We start from the raw sequence: 21,423 nt of genomic DNA, 5'->3' as shown, positions 1-21,423 counted from the left end.
GAAGGAACTCATCATGTCGGAATCCGGAAACAACCGCGGTCGGCCGAGCTGGACACTCGACCGCAAGTCGCTCGAGCTCGACGTGCGCCGCGAACTCGAGATGCCGTCGCGGCGCCTCTTCAACCGGCGCGTGCTGACGCTCGGCGGCCTGACGATGCTGACCGGCTGCACGCTGCAGGACGACGCATCGGTCAACGCGTTCCTCGAGAAGGTGTCGCGCATGAACGATCGCGTGCAGGCCTGGCTGTTCAGCGGCGAGCGGCTCGCGCCGACCTATACCGAGGCCGACATCACGCGGCCGTTCCCGTTCAACGCGTATTACGGCATCGACGACGTGCCGCACGTCGACGCATCGACGTACCGGCTCGTGCTGTCGGGCCGGGTGACGGGCAAGCGCGTGTGGACGCTCGACGAGCTGTATGCGCTGCCGCACGCGGAGCAGATCACGCGGCACATCTGCGTGGAAGGGTGGAGCGCGATCGGCCGCTGGGGCGGCACGCCGTTCGGCGCGTTTCTGGCACGCGTCGGCGCCGATACGCACGCGAAATACGTCGGCTTCAAATGCGCGGACGATTACTACGAAAGCATCGACATGCCGACCGCGCTGCATCCGCAAACGCTGCTCGCATTCGACTACGACGGCCGCCGCCTGCCGCCCGAATTCGGCTTTCCGATGAAGCTGCGGATGCCGACCAAGCTCGGCTACAAGAATCCGAAGCACATCATGGAAATCTTCGTGACCGATACCTACCCGGGCGGCTACTGGGTCGATCAGGGCTACAACTGGTTCGGCGGATCGTGAGCGGCGGGGCGCGGCCGCGCCCGCCGTGCTTCACGGGTGCGTCACGCGGATTCGCGCACTTGCAGATCGACGCGCAGGCCGACCGCCGCCGCCATGTTGACGAGCGCGTCGAGCCCGAACAGGTTGATCTTGCCGCGCAGCAGATCGGACACGCGCGGCTGCGTGACGCCAAGCTGTTTCGCGGCCTGGGCCTGGCTGAGTTCGAGCTGCGCGATGCGCTGCTTGAGCGCGATCATCAGCTCGGAGCGCAGCTTCATGTTCTCGGCCTCGGCCGGCTGGCTCTCGATGGCGTCCCAGACATTCGTATAGCGTTCGTTGCTCATCGTTTCCTCTCAATCGTCAATGCGCGATAGCGCCGGGCGGCCAGTTCGACGTCGGCCTTGCAGGTGCGTGCCGATTGCTTGCGGAAGCAGTGCAGCACGTAGATCGCGTCCGCGAAGGTCGCGACATAGATGATCCGGAATGCGCCGCTCGCATCGCGCAGGCGGATTTCCCGCACGCCGACACCGATGGTGCGCATCGGCTTCCAGTCGTCGGGCGTCAGGCCGCGCTGCACCTGGTCGATCTGGTGGCCGGCTTCGCGGCGCGCCGCCAGCGGAAAGCCGCGAAGCGCATCCAGCGCGCTGCCGACGAAGACGACCGGCTTCGTCGGAAGGATGGTGGAATTATACAAAATTTTGTATGGATGTGTGCGGGTTGAACGGACAAAATGTCGGCGACCGGGTCGGCAGGCCGACCGTCACGATAAGCGCGAAGCAACACCCGCGACGCATGACTGGCCGTCAGGCAGATGGATCGATCGCGATGGGCGGGGAAGGGCGTCGGGCGATGTCCGCGACGCCCGTGCAGCGCGTTTCCGGCCCCGGATTCGGTTCGTCCGGATGCCGAAAAATGTCGCGCCGAAACGTCAGTCGATATCCTTTCAGACAGGTCCGATGATGCTTTCGAATCCGTGATGCCATAATGCCGAGCGTGCGCAACCGAAGCGGTCTGCGCACGTTTTGTTGACCCTCTGCCGCCGCTTGCCGGTTCTTATTCGTCGCCGTTCGCACTGCCATGTCGTTCCGCACGTTCGTCTCCGCCTTCCTGGTCCCGTCAGGGCCGTTTGCCGGCATCGCCGGCGTCTTTCAGCGGAGCACGCGACACGTCGTGCGGGCGGGCTGATCGATGACACCGCTCGACCGCCTCCTCGATTTCCTCGCCCGCCTGCCGATCCGGATCCGCCTGCCGCAAAGCCGCGGCGGCCGTGTCGCACTGGCCCTGGTATTCATCTATTTCGTCTGGGGTTCGACCTACAGCGGCCTGCATTTCGCGCTGCAGTCGTTCCCGCCGTTGCTGCTGTCCGGGCTGCGCAACCTGCTCGGCGGGATCGGCCTGTTCATCTTCGCGCTGCGTCGCAAGCCCGAATGGCCGACGCTGCTGGAAATCCGCAACTCGGCGATCGTCGGCACGATGCTGGTCGCGCTGTCGTCCGGCACGATCGCGCTCGGGATGCGCACCGTCAGCAGCGGCTCGGCCGCGGTGATGGTCGCGACGGTGCCGCTGTTCGCGACCGTGATCGCGGCGGTGGCCGGGCGTCCGGTGTCGAAGGGCGAGTGGGCGGCCGTCGCGCTCGGGATGGTCGGCATCGTCGTGCTGAATTCGGGCGGCGCGGGCGCCGCGAACTCGGCGCTCGGCACGATCTGCGTGCTCGCCGGCGCACTCTTCTGGGCGGGCGGCGCGCATCTCGCGACGCGGCTCAAGCTGCCGTCGGACCTGTTCCTGTCGACGTCGCTGCAGATCGGCCTGGGCGGGTTGATGTCGACGATCGCCGCATGGCTGATGGGCGAGCGCATCGAGCAGGTCGCGGTCGGCCCGGTGTTCGCGTTCGTGTACCTGATGGTGTTCTGCACGATGGCCGCGTACGTCGCGTACGGCTACCTGATCCGCCATACGAGCCCGATCATCGCGAGCAGCTGCATGTACGTGAACCCGATCGTCGCGGTCGCGCTCGGCGCGCTGATGCTCGGCGAGCCCGTGACGACGGCGACCGTGATCGCGACGGTCGCGATCCTCGGCAGCGTCGGGCTGTCGTTCGTGTTCGATCCCGCGCGCCGGCCCGCGGCGCGCGCGGCGGCCGACGCTTCATCGGCCCCGGTGACCGTGGCCGCCGAACCGGCGGCGGGGGCGGCGTCCATGCCGGATCAGGCCGCGATGCCGGACCCGGCGCCGATCCTCGCGCCTTCCGCGGTACCGCTTGCGGTGCCGGCACCGGGCGCCGTCGTGGACCCGGCCGCGGTCATGGATCCCGCGCCGGCATTCACGCTTCCGCCGGCCGGCGAACCGGCCGCGTCCCGCGCCGATGCGTGAGGCCGGCGCGCGCGGCGGCGTTCAGCCGCGCCGTGCGCCGCGATGGTGGGACCAGCCGGCGAGCGCGGCAAACAGCAGGCCGGTCGCGCACATGCCGGTCCAGCCGAACGCGTGCCACGCGGCGACGCCGGCCGACGAGCCGAGCGCGCCGCCGATGAAGTAGCACACCATGTACACGGTGTTGACGCGACTGCGCGCCTCGGGCTTCAGCGCATAGATGCGCGACTGGTTCGAGATCTGCGCGGCCTGCACGCCGACATCCAGCACGATCACGCCGATCACGAGCCCGACGAGGCTCGTCCCCGACAGCGCGAAAATCACGAACGACGCCGCGAGCAGCGCGATCGCGAGCGAGATGATCGCGCGCGGGCCGCGCTGGTCCGCGAAACGGCCGGCGTATGGCGCGGCCAGCGCACCCGCCGCGCCGACGATCCCGAAGAGACCTGCGGCTTGCGGGCCGAGGTGGAACGGCGCGCCGGCGAGCAGCAGCGTGAGCACCGGCCAGAACGCGCTGAACGCGGCGAACAGCGCGGCGCCGGTCAGCGATGCCTCGCGCAGCCCACGCAGTTCGACCGCGAGGTGCCACATCGAGCCGAGCAGCTTGCCGTACGACAGCGTCGACGTCGGCGAACTGCGCGGCAGCCGCAGCACGATCACCGCGGCCAGCGCGACGAGCGCCGCGACCGATGCACCGAACACCGCCCGCCAACCGAAATATTCGGCGACGAAGCCGGCCGCCGTGCGCGCCAGCAGGATGCCGAGCAGCAGGCCGCTCATCACGGTGCCGACCGCATGCCCGCGCTCGGCCGGCGGCGCGATTTCGGCCGCGAACGGCACGGCCTGCTGCGCGATCGTCGCGAGCACGCCGATCGCGAGGCTCGCGCCGGCGAGCACCGCCAGCGACGGCGCGGTCGCGGCCACGACCAGCGCGATCGACAGGCCCGCGATCTGCATCAGGATCAGCCCGCGACGATCGAAACGGTCGCCGAGCGGCGCGAGCAGGAACATGCCGGCCGCATAGCCGAGCTGCGTCGCGGTCGGCACCGCGCCGATCCACGACGCGCCGTCGGGAAAGGCCGAGCGGAAGCTGTCGAGCAGCGGCTGGTTGTAATAGATGTTCGCGACCGACACGCCCGCGATCGTCGCGAGCAGCAACAGCAGGCTGCGCGAGTAGTGGGGCGAGGCGGCGTCGGTCGGGCGGTCGGTGGAGGCGGCGGACATGGCGGCAACGGAACGGAGTTGGGCGGCGTGGGCGCGCGGCACGGCGTCGGCTGCGCAGGCGGCCGGGCGCCGATCGAGGGTGCCGATCATACCGGAGCACGGTGAATCCTGCCGGCCGTGCCGCCAGGCGGCCGGGCGGCGCGACAGGGGCGCGGTCGGCCGCCACGGGCCGCGACCGCCCGCAGCCGCCCGTCATCGCGCGCGACGCGCGCCTTCAGTCGACCAGTTCGCCGCTCGGCTCATAGAACGGGTAAGGCCCGTCGCCTTCGTCCACGTACACGTGATGGGACATCATTCCCGCTTCCGGCGTATAAGCGTGCACCGCGAATGCGGGCGGCTCGAGCCGGAACGCGGACGGCGCGTCCGCGCGCAGGTCGAACGCGACCTGGTGCGCGGGCGCCGGCACGGCCGACGCAAGCGTGCCGCCGAAGCGCGTGAACATCGTCCGGTGCACGTGGCCGCACAGCACGCGTTCCACGTTCGGATGGCCGCACAGCAGCGCATCGAGTTTCGCGGCGGCGGCGGGGGCGAGGCGCAGCGCGTCCATGTGCCCGATCCCGGAGGCGAACGGCGGATGGTGCAGCGCGACGATCACCGGACGGTCGCGTGCGGCGTCGAGCTGCGCGGCGAGCCACGCGAGCCGCGCATCGCACAGGTCGCCGGGGCTCGCGCCGGGCACCTGCGAATCGAGCGCGAGCACGCGCACGGCGCCGACGTCGAGCGCGTACTGCACGAATTCGCCGTCCTGCAATTCGGAACGATCGGCGAACGCGCGCCGCAACCCCGCGCGATCGTCGTGATTGCCGACCATCAGGTAATACGGAATCTCGAGCGGTGCGAGCAGGTCGCGCAGATGGCGGTATTCGTCGTCGTGACCGAAGTCGGTCAGGTCGCCCGTGACGAGCACCGCGTCGGGACGCGGCACCAGCGCGTTCAGCTTCGCGATGCAGCGCGCGAGCGCGGCGGCGGTGTCGACGCGCCGGTACGCGAGCTGGCCCGGACGCTTGATGTGGAGATCGCTGATTTGAGCAAGCAGCATCGTCGTTCCTCGGAATGTCTGGTTATCGTGGGGCGGTGTTACGCGGCGAGTGCGATCAGGCCTTCCGCCGCGATCGTGAGGCCGACCGCCGTGCCGCGCGCGAGCTCGATGCGGCCCGGCACGTCGATCACGAGTGCGTCGGGCGCCGCCTGCTCGATCGTGAGCCGCGTGCGCTCGCCGAGGAACGCGCACGCGCCGATCGCACCGCGCAGCGGCGCATGCGCGGGATCGGCGAGCTGCGCATCCTCCGGGCGGAAGAACCACTCGTCGGCGGCGTGCGGCGTGACGATCGAGCCACCGGTCGTCACGAGCGCGCCGTCGCGCCATTGTCCCGCAAGCCGGTTCAGCGTGCCGATGAACTGCGCGACCGTGCGGTTCGCCGGCCGGTAATAGATGTCGCGCGGCGTGCCGATCTGCTCGATGCGGCCCGCGCCCATCACGACGATCCGGTCGCCGAGCTCCATCGCCTCGGCCTGGTCGTGCGTCACGTACACGGTCGTCACGCCGAGTTCGCGCAGCAGCGCGTTCATCTCGCGGCGCAGCACGTCGCGCAGTTTCGCGTCGAGCGCGGTCAGCGGCTCGTCGAGCAGCAGCACGCGCGGGCGCACCGCGAGCGCGCGCGCCAGCGCGACACGCTGGCGCTGGCCGCCCGACAGCTGATCGACCGGTTTGTCCGCATGCGCGTCGAGCCGCATCATCGCGAGCAATTCGTCGACGCGTTCCCGCAGCGCGCGCGGCTCGGTCTTGCGGATCTTCAGTCCGTAGCCGACGTTGCCGCGCACCGTCAGGTTCGGGAACAGCGCGTAGTTCTGGAACACCATGCCGACCTGGCGACGCTCGATCGGCAGCGCGGTCACGTCGTCGCCGCCGAACCGGATCGTGCCGCCGGCGTCCGGCGTGTCGAGGCCGGCGATCAGGCGCAGCGTCGTCGTCTTGCCGCAGCCTGACGGGCCGAGCAGCACGAGCGTCTCGCCCGCGCCGATCGACAGGTCGAGCGGTTCGAGCACGCGCGTGCCGCGGAACGTCTTCGCGCAGCGGGTCAGGGTGATGGGAGTGGAATCGAGTTTCATGGGAGCGGGAAAGTCAACGCAGGGTCAGCGCGGGCGACGCTTCGGCGCGCGCGTGCCGGACGGATCGACGCCGAGCCACTGCATCGCGACGAGAAGCGGCAGCGTCATCAGCAGGAACACGATCGTGTACGCGCTGCCGACTTCGAGGCGCAGCGATGCATAGGTGTCGGCGAGACCGACGGGCAGGGTCTTCGTATCGGGCGTATGCAGCATCCACGTCAGGTTGAATTCGCCGATCGACAGCGTGAGCACCGCGAGCGCGCCCGCGACGATGCCGGGGCGCAGGTTCGGCAGCACGATCGTGACGAAGCGCGTGACGAACGACGCGCCGAGGCTCGCCGCGCCTTCCTCGATCGTGCGCAGGTCGGCGCCGGCGGCGACGGCCGCGACCGCGCGCACCATGAACGGCAGCGTGAACACGACGTGGCCGACGACGATGAACCACAGGCTCATCCGGAACGCGGTGAAGCCGCCGTACACGACCAGCAGCGCGAGCGCCGACGCGAGGCCCGGCAGCGCGACCGGCAGCACGAGCGCCTCCTCGATCACGCGGGCGACGCGGTGCTTGCTGCGCGCGAGCGCATAGCCGGCCGGCACGCCGACGACGAGCACGATCGCGAGCGTCGCGAACGCGACGCCGAGCGACAGCGCGACCGAGCCCTGGTATTGCTGCCACACCTGTTCGAGCCAGCGCAGCGTGAGGCCGCTCGACAACCCGCGGAAATAGTTGACGGTGAGGCCCGCGAGCACCGACATCACGACGGGCACGATCAGGAACGCGCACAGCAGCAGCGTGACGCCCCATTGCAGCGCGGCGATCGCACGCGCGCCCGACACGCGCGGCGCGCGGCGTGCGGCGCCGTTCGCATGCGACGGGGCGGGCGCCGGCGACGGCGCGGATGAACCGGAAAGCGATTGCATGAAGAAATCCTCAGGCCGCGGCGGCGGCGGTGTGGCCGGTAAAACGGCACGCGAGCGCGAGCACGGCCCAGGTGACGATGCCGAGCACGATCGACAGGCCGGCCGCCGTCGCGATGTTCGCGTTCAGCGTGAACTCGGTGTAGATCGTCATCGGCAGCACGTTCAGGTCGGTGGCGAGCGTGAAGGCGGTGCCGAACGCGCCCATCGCGGTCGCGAAGCAGATCGCGCCGGCCGCGATCAGGCCCGGCGCGAGCGCCGGCAGCACGATGTCGACGAAGATGCGCCACGGCGACGCGCCGAGCGAGCGCGCCGCTTCCTCGAGCGACGCGTCGAGCTTCGACGCGGCCGCGATCACCGTGACGATCACGCGCGGAATCGAGAAGTACAGGTAGCCGACGAACAGCCCGGCGACCGAATACGCGAACACCCACTTGTCGCCGGTCAGCTTCGCGGACAGCATCCCGATCAGCCCTTGCCGGCCGGCGAGCATGATCACCATGAAGCCGACCACGACGCCCGGGAATGCAAGCGGAAAGGTGAGCAGCGCGAGCAGCACGCGCTTGCCGGCGAATTCGCGGCGCGCGAGCAGCAGGCCCGAGATCGTCGACAGCGCGAGCGTCGCGAGCGTGACGCCGCCCGACAACGCGACCGTTTCGCCGAGGCTCTTCATGTAGCGCGCGTTGCCGAGCAGCGCCCCGTACTGCGTGAGGAAGGCGCCGTCGGCGGACACCCGCACGAGTGCCGCCATCGGCAGCAGCCAGAACGCGGCGAACACCGCGAGCGCCGGCGCGACGAGCGCGACGCGCCAGCGCAGCGGAAAAGTCAGGTCGAGCATGGCTTGAGTCCGGCGCTTACTGCATCACCTGCAGGTATTGCTGGCCGAACGCTTGCTGACCGGCCGCCATCTTGCCGAAGTCGACCGATTTCGCCCGGGCGTATTCACTCGCCGGCAGGAACTTCGCGGCGACGTCGGCGCCGAGCGTCTGCGCGCGCACCGGACGCAGGTATGCGTTGGCCCACAGCTTCTGGCCTTCGTCGGACAGCACGAAGTCGAGCACCTTCCTGCCGTTCGCATCGTGCGGCGCGCCCTTGACGAGGCTCATCACGTACGGCACCGCGATCGTGCCTTCCTTCGGAATCACGAACTCGACGTTCGCGTGATCCTTGTACTTCGCGCGATACGCGTCGAAGTCGTAGTCGAGCAGGATCGGAATCTCGCCGGACAGCACGCGCGCATACGCGGTCTGCTTCGGCACGATCGGCGCGTTGGCCTTCAGCTTGCGGAACCAGTCCAGCGCCGGCTTGAAGTTGTCGAGGCTGCCGCCGAGCGCCTGGTTGACGGCGACCGCGCCCGCATAGCCGACGAACGCGCTCGACGGATCGAGGTAGCCGACCATGCCCTTGTATTCGGGCTTCAGCAGGTCGGCCCACGAGCGCGGGACCGGCTTGCCGTCGAGCGCGTCCTTGTTCACGAAGAAGCCGAGCGTGCCCGAGTGGATCGCGAACCAGTAGCCCTGCGGGTCCTTCAGGTTCGCGGGGATGTCGTTCCAGTGCGCGGGCTTGTACGGCGCGATCACGTCCTTGTCCTTCGCCTGGAATGCCGACGACACGCCGAGATAGACGACGTCGGCGACCGGGCTCTTCTGCTCGGCGATCAGTTGCGCGATCGCCTGGCCGGAGTTCTTGTTGTCGAACGGCACGCGGATGCCGGTCTTCTGCTTGATCGCCGCGATCTGCGCGGCCCAGTCGGCCCATTCGGGCGGGCAGTTGTAGCAGATCGCGGTTTCGTCGGCGTGGGCAGCGGGTGCGAACGCGACGAGCGCGGCGCAGGCGATGGGTGCCGCGAGCACGCGCAGCAGCGAGGTCAGGCGAAAGGACACGGTGGGTCTCCGGGCGGGGTAAGGGTATGTCGCCGCACCGCGCACGCTGGCGCGGCGCGCGCGTTCAGGCTTGGTGAAACTGAAGGTCGACTGCCGGCGGCGCGACCGTCGCGCCGTCGCGTACCGTGTGCGGCAGGATCAGCGACGTGCGCTCGATCGTCGCGCCGCCGATGCATTCGACGAGGCGCTGCCATGCATGGCGGCCGATGTCCTGGTTCGGCGTCGCGACGCTCGCGAGCGGCGGCGCGAGCAACTCGCCGATCGCGATGCCGTCGAAGCCGAGCACCGACAGGTCGTCGGGAATCGAGAAGCCCGCGCGACGCAGGCCGCGCATGACGACCATCGCGAGCAGGTCGTTGCTGCAGAAGAGGGCGGTCGGACGCGTGGCCTGCGCGGTGAGGTGCGCGAGCACCGCGTCGGGCAACTCGGCCGCGTTGAAGTCGACTTCGACCGGCGGCAGTGTCGCGACGCCGGCTTCCTCGAGTGCCTGCGCGTAGCCGAGATGGCGCTGGCGTGCGCGATCCGACGCGGCGAGCGAGCCGGCCAGCATCAGCACGCGGCGATGGCCGCGCGCGGTCAGCAGACGGACGCCGTCATAGGCGGCGCGGCGGTTGTCGACCGACACCGACGGGCGGCGTTGCGTGTCGTTGTGCATCAGCACGTAATGCGGGCCGTCGCGGTCGAGCATGTCGAGCAGCGGATGCGTGTCCGCATCGGCGACGGTCAGGATCAGCCCTTCGACGCGCTGTTCGCGCAGCGTCTCGATCGCATGGCGCTCGCGTGCCGCGTCGTATTCGGTCGTCATCAGGATCAGCTTGAAACCGGCCGCGGTCGCGAGTTCGTCGATGCCTTGCAGGCAGTCGGCGAATACGGGGTTCGACAGCGTCGGCACGACGACGCCGACGAGCCGCGTGCGCTCGCCGCGCAACTGCCGGCCGAGCGGGCTCGGGCGGAACTGCAGCGTGTCGATGGCGGTGCGGATCGTCGCCAGCGTGGCGGGGCTGACGGTGTGCGGCGCGTTGATCGCGCGCGAAACGGTGGCGATCGAGAAGCCGGCGAGCGCGGCGACGTCCTTGATGGTCGGGGTCATGAAGTTACGCGATGTAAACGTTTTCGGCGGGAAAATTATCGAAAACGTTTGTGACTTCGCGATGACGTCTGAGCCGTTTGTTTCGCAAGAAACACGATACAAACCTCAGACGTTTGACGCCCGGCGAGCGGGACGGATTCGATTGTATCGGCGGATGCTGCGGCGCGGGACGAAATCGATGAAGGTATCGCGTCGATGTCGACGACGGCGGATGAATCGGGGCGCGGACGGTGCGGGCCGACATGCTGCGTTGCGGTGCAATGCGCGTGAATCAGCTAACGCATGTGCAAGCAATGGTAGAATCGCGTCCGCCCTTTTGCCGGGGTGATGAAATTGGTAAACATAGCGGACTTAAACGATTGAGTGCCCGGCCGGAAACGGTCGGTGCAGAACCCTTCAAATTCGGCGAAACCCCTGACGCGCGACGCGTATCGAGGCAACGCCGAGCCAAGCCTCGCGGTACAGCTCAAGCGAGGAAGGTGTAGAGACTAGACGGGGGGCGCCTAAGGCGCACGGGCGGCGATCACGCCCGCGCGCGACGGCGAAGGCATAGTCCAGCGCACGAACGGCTTCGTTTCGACGACGCCGGCTTTGAAAGAAGCAGTGTGACGAAAATCCGCCGCCTTGATTGGCTTGCCGGTTCGAGTCCGGTCCCCGGCACCATATGTATTTGCTGACACTCGTCCGGTCAGGCGGCATGGGCCGAGCCATTGCGTGCACGCCAGCCGTTTCTCCTCCGGTTCGATCACCCGCCAACTCCATCATCCCGCTGTAGCTGTCGCCGGCAAGCATCGCCGTTGACGCCGGATTGGCGTACCGCCGGGATGGCGCCTCGGCCCAATGTCGTTGCAAATGGGACCGAGGCTGGACGCCTAACCGCGCGTGATCATCCAAGCACCGCTACCGCTCCCTTCTCGATCGACCAGCAACGAAGCCGAAACGTTGTACAGGAAGCCGGATCGACCTTCGCCCCGTGTATCCAGGAATCCGGTGCCGTTATTGAATGAATTCAGCAAAAAGAGCTGGTCTTCAGTAATCAGTTGCGGATCGTTCTGGGGGTTCGAACGAATGAAAATATGCCAGGCGACGGATCCGGTGCCGCCCAGGCCGCCTGATGTAGCGACGTCGAGATTTTGGCCGTTATTTGCGTTGTTGTTGAATAGCGCCAGAAAGCTATTGTCCTTGGCGCTCTGAAGCAGAATCTGGTCGCAACTCAGGACATTTTGCCCCTTCGGTTTCTGGTTGAGCGGCGACACGATAATCCACTGCGTTGCAGTTTCATTTCCGCTGAGCGACGAAACCGTCCCCACATAATCCTGGCCGCCATCAATATGGGAAGGGCCGCCCACGCACAGGTAGCCGCCTTTCCAATTGCCACTGTAGCCGTTGGTGAGTCGAATCACATCGCCGTACTTCAGGTAGTCTGCCATCGTTGTTCTCCGAGTTGTCACACGATGTTCGACGTGGCCGCGTCGGATCGAATTCTAGTCGAAAATTCTTCAGACATAAGCGATGTTACGTGTTCGCGCCAATTTATTCAGTTATCGAAAATATCCCGATGGCGATGCAGTTATCTGAAACGGCGATCGCCGATTTGACGGCGCTGAATTAATGAAGCGAAAATAGGGTCCGGTTTTGAAGTGAATCCGAAAATGCTGAAATGACCGAATGGCACCTGCCAATATCGACAGGTTGTTTCGCTGTACTGCGTGCGCCATTATTTGCGTAATTATTGCGAACCTGTACCGCCCGTATTTAAAGAACCGCCGTTGCGCATCCAATTGCATTCGCGCCGGCGCAAGCGGCCAGGAACCGGCGTTACTCGCAATGATTCCCTTCCGCAGTGCGACGACGAGGCGACGAACCATGACATCCAGCAAACTCGGGCAAATGCAGGTCAACCTCACGTTGGCCTATGTGCTGAACAACGCGGCGACGGACAAATTCGGTCACGGCATCCCGCAGCCGACAGCCCCGCAGGTGAAAAAGATCATCGTGGATCGCCTGAACGGATCGCGGATGACCCGGAACGATCAGTTCCAGATCGTTTGGGGGCCTGCGATCGTATACGACAAGACCGATGGCTACGCCGCCAATATCACGGCCGTCTTGCAATCGACCGCCACCGGCGAATATTCGGTGGTGACGAGCGGCACCAATTTCAAATCTGCGCTCGATCTCCTGGGCGACTTTTCGTTTAGCACCCTTGAGCCGTTCAGCGCGTATGTGCCGGACTGCCCGCCCGACGCACGCATATCGGCGGGTACCAACGGAGCGCTGTTTTTCGTACTGGACACGCCGGATTCAAGTCGCGTGAAGCTCGCAGACTTCCTGAGGAGCGTGCCGCCAACGTCGGTGGTCAACGTCATCGGGCACAGCCTCGGAGGCGCCCTGGCATCCGCGATCGTGTTGTACCTGAAGCATCAGAGTGGCTTGCAGGCCCATACGTACAACTGCCAGACATTTGCGGCCCCGACAGCGGGCAATGCGGCATTTGCCGACTATTTCAACCGGCAAATGCGGGATCGTGCGGTGCGCGTGTTCAATGCGCGGGATATCGTTCCGATGGCATGGAATGCGGACACCATTCTGCATGTGAAGGATGTCTACAGCGATGCGGGGCTGGATACCCCACTCGATACGAAGATTGCCGTCGATGCGGTTTTCCTGAAGACCCGGCCCCTGGATTACGCGCAATGGGGAACGTCCGATCTCTCGGCATCGGTGACGACCGCGATGCAGTACCGGCTTGACGGTACGGTGAATGGACACATCCGGGATTTCTCGACGCAAGTCGGCTATCAGCATATCTACGAGTACATGACCTGCCTGGATATGGCACTCTCCGACATCGACATTCCCGGGCCGGGCCCCGGCCAAGTGGCGTCGCCAATAAACCGCTGAGGGTTGCACGAGTCCTGGGCAGCGCATGAGCGCGAACGAGGCCCGCACCAGGTGTCGCGCGCAAGCGGAAATTTGCGCGAGGCAAACGGCTGGGTGAAATGAATCGCGATGTCAAAGCCCGCTTCGGCGGGCTTTGTTGTTTCCGGTTCCTGCGGGGCACGGCGGGTTTGCACGAGGACGGATCGCAAACGGATATTTCCGTCGCGCGCCGGGCGCGGAGGCGATTCGATGGAGGATGCCGTCACGAGCATGCCGGACAGGACGCGGTGCCATCGCCGTGCGAGTGCGACAAGCGCTTCGCTTACCATCGGGATACGATTGACCCGAATGGATATCCCCGCCGCAACGCCACTCGCCATGCTCGATTCCACCTACCACTATTACGAACCCGCACAAGGCCACGGCCTCCCGCACGACCCGCTGAACGCGATCATCGGCCCGCGTCCGATCGGCTGGATTTCATCCCGTGGCGCCGACGGCACGGTCAACCTCGCGCCGTACAGCTTCTTCAACGCGTTCAACTATCGTCCGCCGATCATCGGCTTTTCGAGCACCGCCGCGAAGGACAGCCTGCGCAACGTGCAGGAAACCGGCGAATTCGTCTGGAACCTCGCGACGCGCGACCTTGCCGAGCGGATGAACCAGACCTGTGCCGCGGTGCCGTATGGCGTCAACGAATTCGAACTCGGCGGGCTGACCGCGATTCCGTCGCGCCTCGTCGACGTGCCGCGCGTCGCGCAAAGCGGCGTGAACTTCGAATGCAAGGTGACCGACGTGATCCGGCTGCGCGATCATCGCGGCGTCGAGACGCCGGCGACGCTGGTGCTCGGCGAGGTCATCGCCGTGCATATTCGTCATGACCTGCTGAAGGACGGCGTCTTCGACACGTTCGGCGCCGGCATCATCCTGCGCGCCGGCGGCCCGTCGGCCTACGCGCACGTGACGCCCGACAGCCGCTTCGACATCGCGCGTCCCGACGCGTGATTCATCGCCCGCCGGGCCAGCCGGCCGGCCCAGCGGGCGCGGAAGCGCCCCGACGCACCGAGACCTCGCCGGGATCCAGGATTTCGCGAGGTCTTTTGCTTCGTATCGTCCGACATGACCGGCGTGTACCGATCGGTCCGGCTCGTTACGCGCGCTCCATCGGCCGCTGACGCAGCGCAGCACGGGCGACCTGCGTTCGCGCCGCCGCCGCCATCGATCGTCCGTCGACATCCGCCATGGCAAATCTGCTCATCCGGAGCGAGCGGGTTGGTCATCGACGTTTCGCGCCATAAGGCATAGATTTCCAAGGTTGGCGTGCTTATCCGCGCGCCAGCTCGCGCGTGAGCCGGCAACCGGCCGCGCGCTTCCATCAGCGTGAGACACAATCGAGCGTGGAGACGACACGATGAGCCTGTCAGAGCCATTGCGTCTGCATGTGCCGGAGCCCACCGGGCGTCCGGGCTGCAAGACGGATTTTTCCTATCTGCATCTATCGCCGGCCGGCGCGGTTCGCCGCCCGCCGATCGACGTTGCGCCGGCGGACACCGCCCATCTCGCCCGCAGCCTGGTGCGCGTGCTCGACGACCACGGCGAAGCCCTCGGCCCGTGGGCGCCGGACCTCGACGATGCGCGTCTGATCGCCGGGATGCGCGCGATGCTCAAGACCCGCATCTTCGACGCGCGCATGATGATCGCGCAGCGTCAGAAGAAGATCTCCTTCTACATGGTGAGCCTCGGCGAGGAGGCGATCGGCGCCGCGCATGCGATGGCGCTGCGTCACGGCGACATGTGCTTCCCGACTTACCGCCAGCAAAGCATCCTGATCGCGCGCAACGTGTCGCTCGAACGGATGATCTGCCAGTTGATGTCGAACGAAGGCGACCCGTTGAAGGGGCGCCAGCTTCCGGTCATGTATTCGGACCGCGAAGCCGGCTTCTTCTCGATCTCGGGCAACCTCGCGACGCAGTTCATCCAGGCGGTCGGCTGGGCGATGGCGTCGGCGATCAAGGGCGACACGAAGATCTCGTCCGCATGGATCGGCGACGGCGCGACCGCGGAATCCGACTTCCACACCGCGCTGACGTTCGCGCACGTGTATCGCGCGCCGGTCGTGCTGAACGTCGTCAACAACCAGTGGGCGATCTCGACGTTCCAGGCGATCGCGGGCGGCGAGGGGACGACGTTCGCCGGGCGCGGCGTCGGCTGCGGCATCGCTTCGCTGCGCGTCGACGGCAACGACTTCCTCGCGATCTACGCGGCATCGACCTGGGCGGCCGAACGCGCGCGCCGCAATCTCGGCCCGACGCTGATCGAGTGGGTGACCTATCGTGCCGGCGCGCACTCGACGTCGGACGATCCGACGAAATACCGGCCGGCCGACGACTGGGCCCATTTCCCGCTCGGCGATCCGATCGCGCGCTTCAAGCAGCACCTGATCGCGAAGGGCATCTGGTCGGACAGCGCGCACGACGCGCTCACGGCCGAGCTGGAAGCCGAGGTGATCGCCGCGCAGAAGGAAGCGGAGAAGTTCGGGACGCTGGCCGACGACCGGATTCCGTCGCCGGCCTCGATGTTCGACGACGTGTACAAGGAGCTGCCCGCGCATCTGCGCCGTCAGCGCCAGGAACTGGGAGCGTGATCATGGCGCAACATGAAACGACGACGGCATCGGCGCAGCCGATGACGATGATCCAGGCGCTGCGCTCCGCGATGGACGTGATGCTCGGCCGCGACGACGACGTGGTCGTGTTTGGGCAGGACGTCGGCTACTTCGGCGGCGTGTTCCGCTGCACCGAGGGCCTGCAGGCCAAGTACGGCAAGTCGCGCGTGTTCGATGCGCCGATCTCGGAAGGCGGGATCGTCGGCGCCGCGGTCGGGATGGGCGCGTATGGATTGCGGCCGGTCTGCGAGATCCAGTTCGCGGACTACTTCTACCCGGCGTCCGACCAGATCGTGTCGGAAGGCGCGCGGCTGCGCTATCGCTCAGCGGGCCAGTTCACCGCGCCGATGACGATCCGGATGCCGTGCGGCGGCGGCATCTACGGCGGCCAGACGCACAGCCAGAGCCCGGAGGCGATGTTCACGCAGGTTTGCGGATTGCGCACGGTGATGCCGTCGAATCCGTACGACGCGAAAGGACTCCTGATCGCCTCGATCGAGAACGACGATCCGGTGATCTTCCTCGAGCCGAAGCGCCTGTACAACGGGCCGTTCGACGGCCATCACGAACGTCCCGTCACGTCGTGGCTCAAGCATCCGGGCAGCGCGGTGCCGGAAGGCTATTACACGGTGCCGCTCGATACGGCCGCCGTCGTGCGGCCCGGCAACGACTTGACGGTGCTGACGTACGGCACGACCGTGCACGTGTCGCTGGCTGCCGCCGAGGAGACCGGCATCGATGCGGAAGTGATCGACCTGCGCACGCTGTGGCCGGTCGATCTCGACACGATCGTCGCGTCGGTGCGCAAGACCGGCCGCTGCGTGGTGGTGCACGAGGCGACGCGCACCTGCGGCTACGGCGCCGAGTTGGTGTCGCTCGTCCAGGAGCACTGCTTCTATCATCTGGAAGCACCGATCGAGCGGACGACGGGCTGGGACACGCCGTATCCGCACGCGCAGGAATGGGCGTATTTCCCCGGCCCGGCCCGGGTCGGCGAAGCGTTGCGACGCGTGATGGAGGCCTGAGATGGGGATTCATGTCATCAAGATGCCGGATATCGGCGAAGGGATTGCCGAGGTCGAGCTGGTGGCCTGGCACGTGCAACCGGGGCAGACGATCGCCGAAGACCAGCCGCTCGCCGATGTGATGACCGACAAGGCGGCGGTGGAGATTCCGTCGCCGGTGGCCGGCAAGGTGCTGGAGCTCGGCGGGCGGATCGGCGAGATGATGGCGGTCGGCAGCGAGTTGATCCGTCTCGAAGTCGAAGGCGACGGCAACCTGAAGCCGGGCGCGAAGGCGCGCGAGGCCGGCGCGGAGGCGACGCAGCCTCCGGCGGCGGTCGATGTGCGTGCGGAGTCGTCTTCCGTCGATGAGGGATCCGAAACACATGCGTCGCCGAAGGCGACGCCGCACGCCGCGTCCCGCGCGCCGGCCGAGCCGCGCCGCGCGGAACACGCGGTGCCGCCGCGCGCGGCACTCGCGCCGGGCGAACGGCCGCTCGCGTCGCCGGCCGTGCGCCAGCGCGCATGGGACATGGGCATCGAGCTGCGCTACGTGCGCGGCACCGGCGAAGCCGGGCGGATCCTGCATGCGGACCTCGATGCGTATGCGCGCACGGGCGGCGGCGCGGCGCGCGGATCCCAAGCGCGCGGCTACGACGAGCGCAACGACGAAACCGACGTGCCGGTGATCGGCCTGCGGCGCGCGATCGCGCGCAAGATGCAGGAGGCGAAGCGCCGCATTCCGCACTTCAGCTACGTCGAGGAGATCGACGTCACCGAGCTCGAATCGCTGCGCGCCGAGCTGAACCGGCGCCACGGCGACACGCGCGGCCGGCTCACGCCGCTGCCGCTGCTGATCCGCGCGATGGTGATCGCGCTGCGCGACTTCCCGCAGATCAATGCGCGCTACGACGACGAAGCGGGTGTCGTCACGCGCTACGGCGCGGTGCACATGGGCGTCGCGACGCAGACGGACGGCGGCCTCACGGTGCCGGTGCTGCGTCATGCGGAAGCGCGCGACGTGTGGTCGATCTCGGCGGAAATCGCGCGGCTCGCCGACGCGGTGCGCGCGAACCGCGCGCAGCGCGACGAGCTGACCGGCTCGACGATCACGATCTCGAGCCTCGGCGCGCTCGGCGGCATCGTCTCGACGCCGGTCATCAACCATCCGGAGGTCGGTATCGTCGGCGTGAACCGGATCGTCGAGCGACCGATGATCCGCGACGGCGCGATCGTCGCGCGCAAGATGATGAACCTGTCGTCGTCGTTCGACCATCGCGTCGTCGACGGCGCGGACGCGGCCGAATTCATCCAGGCCGTGCGCGGCGTGCTCGAGCGTCCGGCGCTGCTGTTCGTGGAGTGAGAACGATGAAGAACGAACACACCACGTTGCTCGTGATCGGTGGCGGGCCGGGCGGTTACGTCGCCGCGATTCGCGCGGGGCAGCTCGGCATTCCGACGGTGCTCGTCGAGCGCGAACGGCTCGGCGGCACGTGCCTGAACATCGGCTGCATTCCGTCGAAGGCGCTGATCCACGTCGCCGATGCGTTCGAGCAGGCGTGCGGGCAGGCCGGCGACGGGATGCTCGGGATTCGCGTGCGCACGCCGGAGATCGACATCGCGAAAAGCGTCGCGTGGAAGGACGGCATCGTCGAGCGGCTCACGCGCGGCGTCGGCGCGCTGCTGAAGAAGCACGGCGTGCGCGTGCTGCACGGCGACGCGCGCGTGGTCGACGGCAAGACGGTCGACGTCGTGGCCGGCGACCACGCGACGCGGATCGCCTGCGAGCATCTGTTGCTCGCGACGGGCTCGGAACCGGTCGCGCTGCCGTCGATGCCGTTCGGCGGCCACGTCGTCTCGTCGACCGAGGCGCTGTCGCCCGCGACGTTGCCGAAGCGGCTGGTCGTCGTCGGCGCCGGGTACATCGGGCTCGAACTCGGATTCGTGTATCGCAAGCTCGGCGTCGACGTCAGCATCGTCGAGGTGGCCGAGCGCGTGCTGCCCGCATACGACGCGGAACTCGCGAAGCCGGTCGCCGATTCGCTCGCGCGGCTCGGCGTCGGGCTCTGGCTGGGCCACAAGGTGCTGGGCCTCGCGAGCGACGGCGCGGTGCGCGTGCAGGCACCCGACGGCGCGGAGAAGATGCTGCCGGCCGATCGCGTGCTGGTCGCGGTCGGCCGCCGGCCGCGCGTCGACGGCTTCGGGCTCGAATCGCTGCCGCTCGATCGCAATGGTCGCGCGCTGCGCATCGATGACGAATGCAGGACGTCGATGCGCAACGTATGGGCGGTCGGCGACGTCGCCGGCGAGCCGATGCTCGCGCATCGCGCGATGGCGCAGGGCGAGATGGTGGCCGAGCTGATCGCCGGACGCCGCCGCAAGTTCACGCCGGCATCGATCCCGGCCGTGTGCTTCACCGATCCCGAGGTCGTCACGTCCGGCTGGTCGCCCGACGATGCGAAGGCGGCTGGCGTCGACTGCATCGGCGCGTCGTTCCCGTTCGCGGCGAACGGCCGCGCGATGACGCTGCAGGCGACCGACGGCTTCGTGCGCGTCGTCGCGCGGCGCGACACGCATCTGATCGTCGGCTGGCAGGCGGTCGGGCGCGGCGTGTCGGAGCTGGCCGCGGCGTTTTCGCAATCGCTCGAGATGGGCGCGCGGCTCGAAGACATCGGCGGCACGATCCACGCGCATCCGACGCTCGGCGAAGCGATGCAGGAGGCGGCGTTGCGCGCGCTGGGACATGCGTTGCATGTGTGAGCATGCGTCGGCATGCGCGGCCGCTCGAAGCCCCGCCACGGCGGGGCTTTTTTGCGTGCGCGGGTGACGGGCGGGACGCGGGTTGCGGTTGACCCTCCCGCGCGGACCGTTCATCGTGTCGATTCCACGCCGATTCACCGGCCTCACACGGAATGACTTGCCATGAAACTGTTGCTCGTCGGCGCGACCGGACTCGTCGGGCGTCACGTCCTTGAAGCCGCGCTGGCCGATGCGCGGGTGGACCAGGTCGTCGTGCTCGCGCGCCGGCCGTTGACGCCGCATCCGAAGATGCGCGCGCTGGAGGTCGACTTCGATCACCTGCCCGAGGCGGCCGACTGGTGGCAGGCCGACGCGGTGATCTGCACGCTCGGCACCACGATGCGCGTCGCGGGCTCGCAGGCCGCATTCCGCCGCGTCGATCATGACTATCCGCTCGCGGTCGCGCGTCTCGCGCACCGGTCCGGCACGCCGACCTACGTGCTGAATTCCGCGCTCGGCGCCGATCCGGGCTCGCGCATCTTCTACAACCGCGTGAAGGGCGAGGTCGAGCGCGCGCTCGCGGGCATCGGGTTCGCGTCGCTCACCTGCGTGCGGCCGGGCCTGATCGGCGGCAGCCGCGACGAATTCCGGTTCGGCGAACGGATGCTGGTGCTTGCGTTGAGCGTCGCCGGGCCGCTGCTGCCGCGGAAGTGGCGCGTGAATCCGGCGCCGCGCATTGCCCGCGCACTGCTCGACGCCGCGCTCGAGGCGCGTCCGGGCGTGCATGTGATCGGATCGGAACGGTTGGCCTGAACCGCAACCGGCGACGACGCCATCAAGCGGGCCGAACGGTTGTAAGACTGTTTCGTCACACCAGGCAAAAGCGGACATACGACGTGCACGCTGACCTACGATGAAGACATCGCGTCCATCATCTGCCCAACCGTGTGCACGCACTACCGCGCCCCTGACGAAGACCCGGGTATCAGCGAGCTGAGGATCGGCATCGGCGACCTGTTTCGCCGCGAGCCGTGGGAGCCCGACGTATATCCGGATTACGCGGCACCCATCGCGCGCGCCGACGGCGACGGCCTCGCGGTCGTCAGCGCGGTGTTCGGCTTCTGGCCGAAGTTCATGCAGCCCGAGCGTCTCGACGAGAACGGCCGCAAGCGAAAGAAGCTCGATACGGTGAACGCGCGCGCGGAAACGGTCGGTTCGTCGCGACTCTACGGCAACGCCTGGCGCAACGGTCAGCGCTGCCTGATTCCGGTGCGCTGGATCTTCGAGCCGTGCTACGAAACGGGCCGCAACGTGTGGCACCGGATCGGTGTCGACGGCTGGCAACCGTGCTGCGTCGCCGGCCTCTGGCGGCGTTACGAAACGGTCGACGGCCGCGAGCGTATCGGCATGACGATGCTCACGGTCAATGCCGACGATCATCCGCTGTTTGCGCGCATGCATCGGCCCGGCGACGAGAAGCGGGGCGTCGTGATCCTGCGCCGCGACGACTACGACGAATGGCTGCACGCGCGCGACATCGAGGCCGCGCGGCGCATGCTGACGCTCCTTCCCGCCGGCGACATGGTCGCCGCACCCGAGCAGGCGTCGCCCGCCGGCGCCTGAGTTTTCGTTTTCCCTGCATTTCTCATACGGTCGACCGACACCTCCGATCGCCGGATGCGCTCCGCTTTCCCGGACGATCCGGAAAGCTGCCGGACACCGGGTAATCACCGATATCTGCCTGGTTGTATATACAAGATCAT

At 67.5% G+C, this 21,423-nt stretch carries 20 protein-coding genes; 10 read left to right on the top strand and 10 right to left on the bottom strand.

The features are described 5' to 3' along the window. Window positions 1-13 precede the first annotated feature (13 nt). Window positions 14-802 carry a molybdopterin-dependent oxidoreductase gene (locus ACV22V_RS22635; protein ID WP_059523572.1) on the top strand — a complete coding sequence of 263 codons (789 nt, stop codon included), beginning with the start codon at window positions 14-16 and terminating at the stop codon, window positions 800-802. A gap of 41 nt (window positions 803-843) precedes the next feature. Here ACV22V_RS22635 and ACV22V_RS22630 read toward each other — a convergent pair whose 3' ends face one another. Both ACV22V_RS22630 and ACV22V_RS22625 read right to left on the bottom strand, forming a co-directional pair. Beyond that, window positions 844-1,125, bottom strand: coding sequence for a helix-turn-helix domain-containing protein (locus ACV22V_RS22630; RefSeq protein ID WP_448015598.1), 282 nt, complete (start codon window positions 1,123-1,125; stop codon window positions 844-846). Continuing rightward, window positions 1,122-1,475, bottom strand: a complete 354-nt coding sequence (locus ACV22V_RS22625; RefSeq protein ID WP_448015597.1) for a type II toxin-antitoxin system RelE/ParE family toxin — start codon at window positions 1,473-1,475, stop codon at window positions 1,122-1,124. The genes ACV22V_RS22630 and ACV22V_RS22625 overlap by 4 nt, the downstream gene beginning before the upstream one ends. Before the next feature lie 494 nt (window positions 1,476-1,969). Here ACV22V_RS22625 and ACV22V_RS22620 point away from each other — a divergent pair, with 494 nt between their 5' ends. Beyond that, a complete protein-coding gene (locus ACV22V_RS22620; RefSeq protein ID WP_448015596.1) occupies window positions 1,970-3,151 on the top strand; it encodes an EamA family transporter in 1,182 nt (393 codons plus the stop codon). 21 nt (window positions 3,152-3,172) lie between these two features. Here ACV22V_RS22620 and ACV22V_RS22615 read toward each other — a convergent pair whose 3' ends face one another. From ACV22V_RS22615 to ACV22V_RS22580, 8 genes are all read right to left on the bottom strand, one after another. Continuing rightward, the gene (locus ACV22V_RS22615; protein WP_448015595.1) at window positions 3,173-4,372 is read right to left on the bottom strand and encodes an MFS transporter; all 1,200 of its coding nucleotides are present in this window, start codon (window positions 4,370-4,372) and stop codon (window positions 3,173-3,175) included. A 214-nt stretch (window positions 4,373-4,586) separates the two neighbouring features. Continuing rightward, window positions 4,587-5,411, bottom strand: coding sequence for a phosphodiesterase (locus ACV22V_RS22610; protein ID WP_448015594.1), 825 nt, complete (start codon window positions 5,409-5,411; stop codon window positions 4,587-4,589). A gap of 38 nt (window positions 5,412-5,449) precedes the next feature. Then, window positions 5,450-6,481: an ABC transporter ATP-binding protein gene (locus tag ACV22V_RS22605; protein ID WP_059691138.1), complete on the bottom strand. Its 1,032-nt coding sequence runs from the start codon at window positions 6,479-6,481 to the stop codon at window positions 5,450-5,452. Window positions 6,482-6,505: 24 nt separating this feature from the next. Continuing rightward, window positions 6,506-7,402: an ABC transporter permease gene (locus ACV22V_RS22600; RefSeq protein WP_448015593.1), complete on the bottom strand. Its 897-nt coding sequence runs from the start codon at window positions 7,400-7,402 to the stop codon at window positions 6,506-6,508. A 10-nt stretch (window positions 7,403-7,412) separates the two neighbouring features. Further along, on the bottom strand, window positions 7,413-8,237 hold the full coding sequence (locus tag ACV22V_RS22595) for an ABC transporter permease (RefSeq protein WP_448015592.1): 825 nt from the start codon (window positions 8,235-8,237) through the stop codon (window positions 7,413-7,415). Window positions 8,238-8,253: 16 nt separating this feature from the next. Next, window positions 8,254-9,282, bottom strand: coding sequence for an ABC transporter substrate-binding protein (locus ACV22V_RS22590; protein WP_059523556.1), 1,029 nt, complete (start codon window positions 9,280-9,282; stop codon window positions 8,254-8,256). A gap of 64 nt (window positions 9,283-9,346) precedes the next feature. After that, entirely contained in the window at window positions 9,347-10,372 is a 1,026-nt protein-coding gene (locus ACV22V_RS22585) for a LacI family DNA-binding transcriptional regulator (protein ID WP_059691141.1), read from the bottom strand. 872 nt (window positions 10,373-11,244) lie between these two features. Continuing rightward, window positions 11,245-11,802 carry a hypothetical protein gene (locus ACV22V_RS22580; protein WP_059523553.1) on the bottom strand — a complete coding sequence of 186 codons (558 nt, stop codon included), beginning with the start codon at window positions 11,800-11,802 and terminating at the stop codon, window positions 11,245-11,247. A 436-nt stretch (window positions 11,803-12,238) separates the two neighbouring features. On the opposite strand from ACV22V_RS22580, the gene ACV22V_RS22575 reads away from it, so the two are divergent. From ACV22V_RS22575 to ACV22V_RS22540, 8 genes are all read left to right on the top strand, one after another. Next, a complete protein-coding gene (locus ACV22V_RS22575) occupies window positions 12,239-13,276 on the top strand; it encodes a lipase family protein (RefSeq protein WP_448015591.1) in 1,038 nt (345 codons plus the stop codon). A 357-nt stretch (window positions 13,277-13,633) separates the two neighbouring features. Continuing rightward, complete coding sequence (locus ACV22V_RS22570; RefSeq protein ID WP_448015618.1) at window positions 13,634-14,260, top strand: flavin reductase family protein; 627 nt, start codon at window positions 13,634-13,636, stop codon at window positions 14,258-14,260. Window positions 14,261-14,666: 406 nt separating this feature from the next. Further along, on the top strand, window positions 14,667-15,899 hold the full coding sequence (locus ACV22V_RS22565; protein WP_059702082.1) for a 3-methyl-2-oxobutanoate dehydrogenase (2-methylpropanoyl-transferring) subunit alpha: 1,233 nt from the start codon (window positions 14,667-14,669) through the stop codon (window positions 15,897-15,899). A gap of 2 nt (window positions 15,900-15,901) precedes the next feature. Further along, the gene (locus tag ACV22V_RS22560; RefSeq protein WP_059465554.1) at window positions 15,902-16,945 is read left to right on the top strand and encodes an alpha-ketoacid dehydrogenase subunit beta; all 1,044 of its coding nucleotides are present in this window, start codon (window positions 15,902-15,904) and stop codon (window positions 16,943-16,945) included. A 1-nt stretch (window position 16,946) separates the two neighbouring features. After that, window positions 16,947-18,284, top strand: coding sequence for a dihydrolipoamide acetyltransferase family protein (locus tag ACV22V_RS22555; protein ID WP_448015590.1), 1,338 nt, complete (start codon window positions 16,947-16,949; stop codon window positions 18,282-18,284). Window positions 18,285-18,289: 5 nt separating this feature from the next. Further along, window positions 18,290-19,681 (top strand): dihydrolipoyl dehydrogenase, encoded by a 1,392-nt coding sequence (gene lpdA, locus ACV22V_RS22550; RefSeq protein WP_448015589.1) that lies wholly within the window; start codon window positions 18,290-18,292, stop codon window positions 19,679-19,681. A 162-nt stretch (window positions 19,682-19,843) separates the two neighbouring features. Next, complete coding sequence (locus ACV22V_RS22545) at window positions 19,844-20,473, top strand: NAD(P)H-binding protein (protein ID WP_059702074.1); 630 nt, start codon at window positions 19,844-19,846, stop codon at window positions 20,471-20,473. Between the two features lie 132 nt (window positions 20,474-20,605). Next, window positions 20,606-21,283, top strand: coding sequence for an SOS response-associated peptidase family protein (locus tag ACV22V_RS22540; protein ID WP_448015588.1), 678 nt, complete (start codon window positions 20,606-20,608; stop codon window positions 21,281-21,283). The last annotated feature ends 140 nt before the right edge of the window (window positions 21,284-21,423 follow it).

It is taken from the genome of Burkholderia sp. AW33-5, from assembly GCF_053427615.1.
The sequence above is the reverse complement of the archived record's forward strand: the minus strand, read 5'-3'. Positions and strand labels throughout refer to the sequence as shown.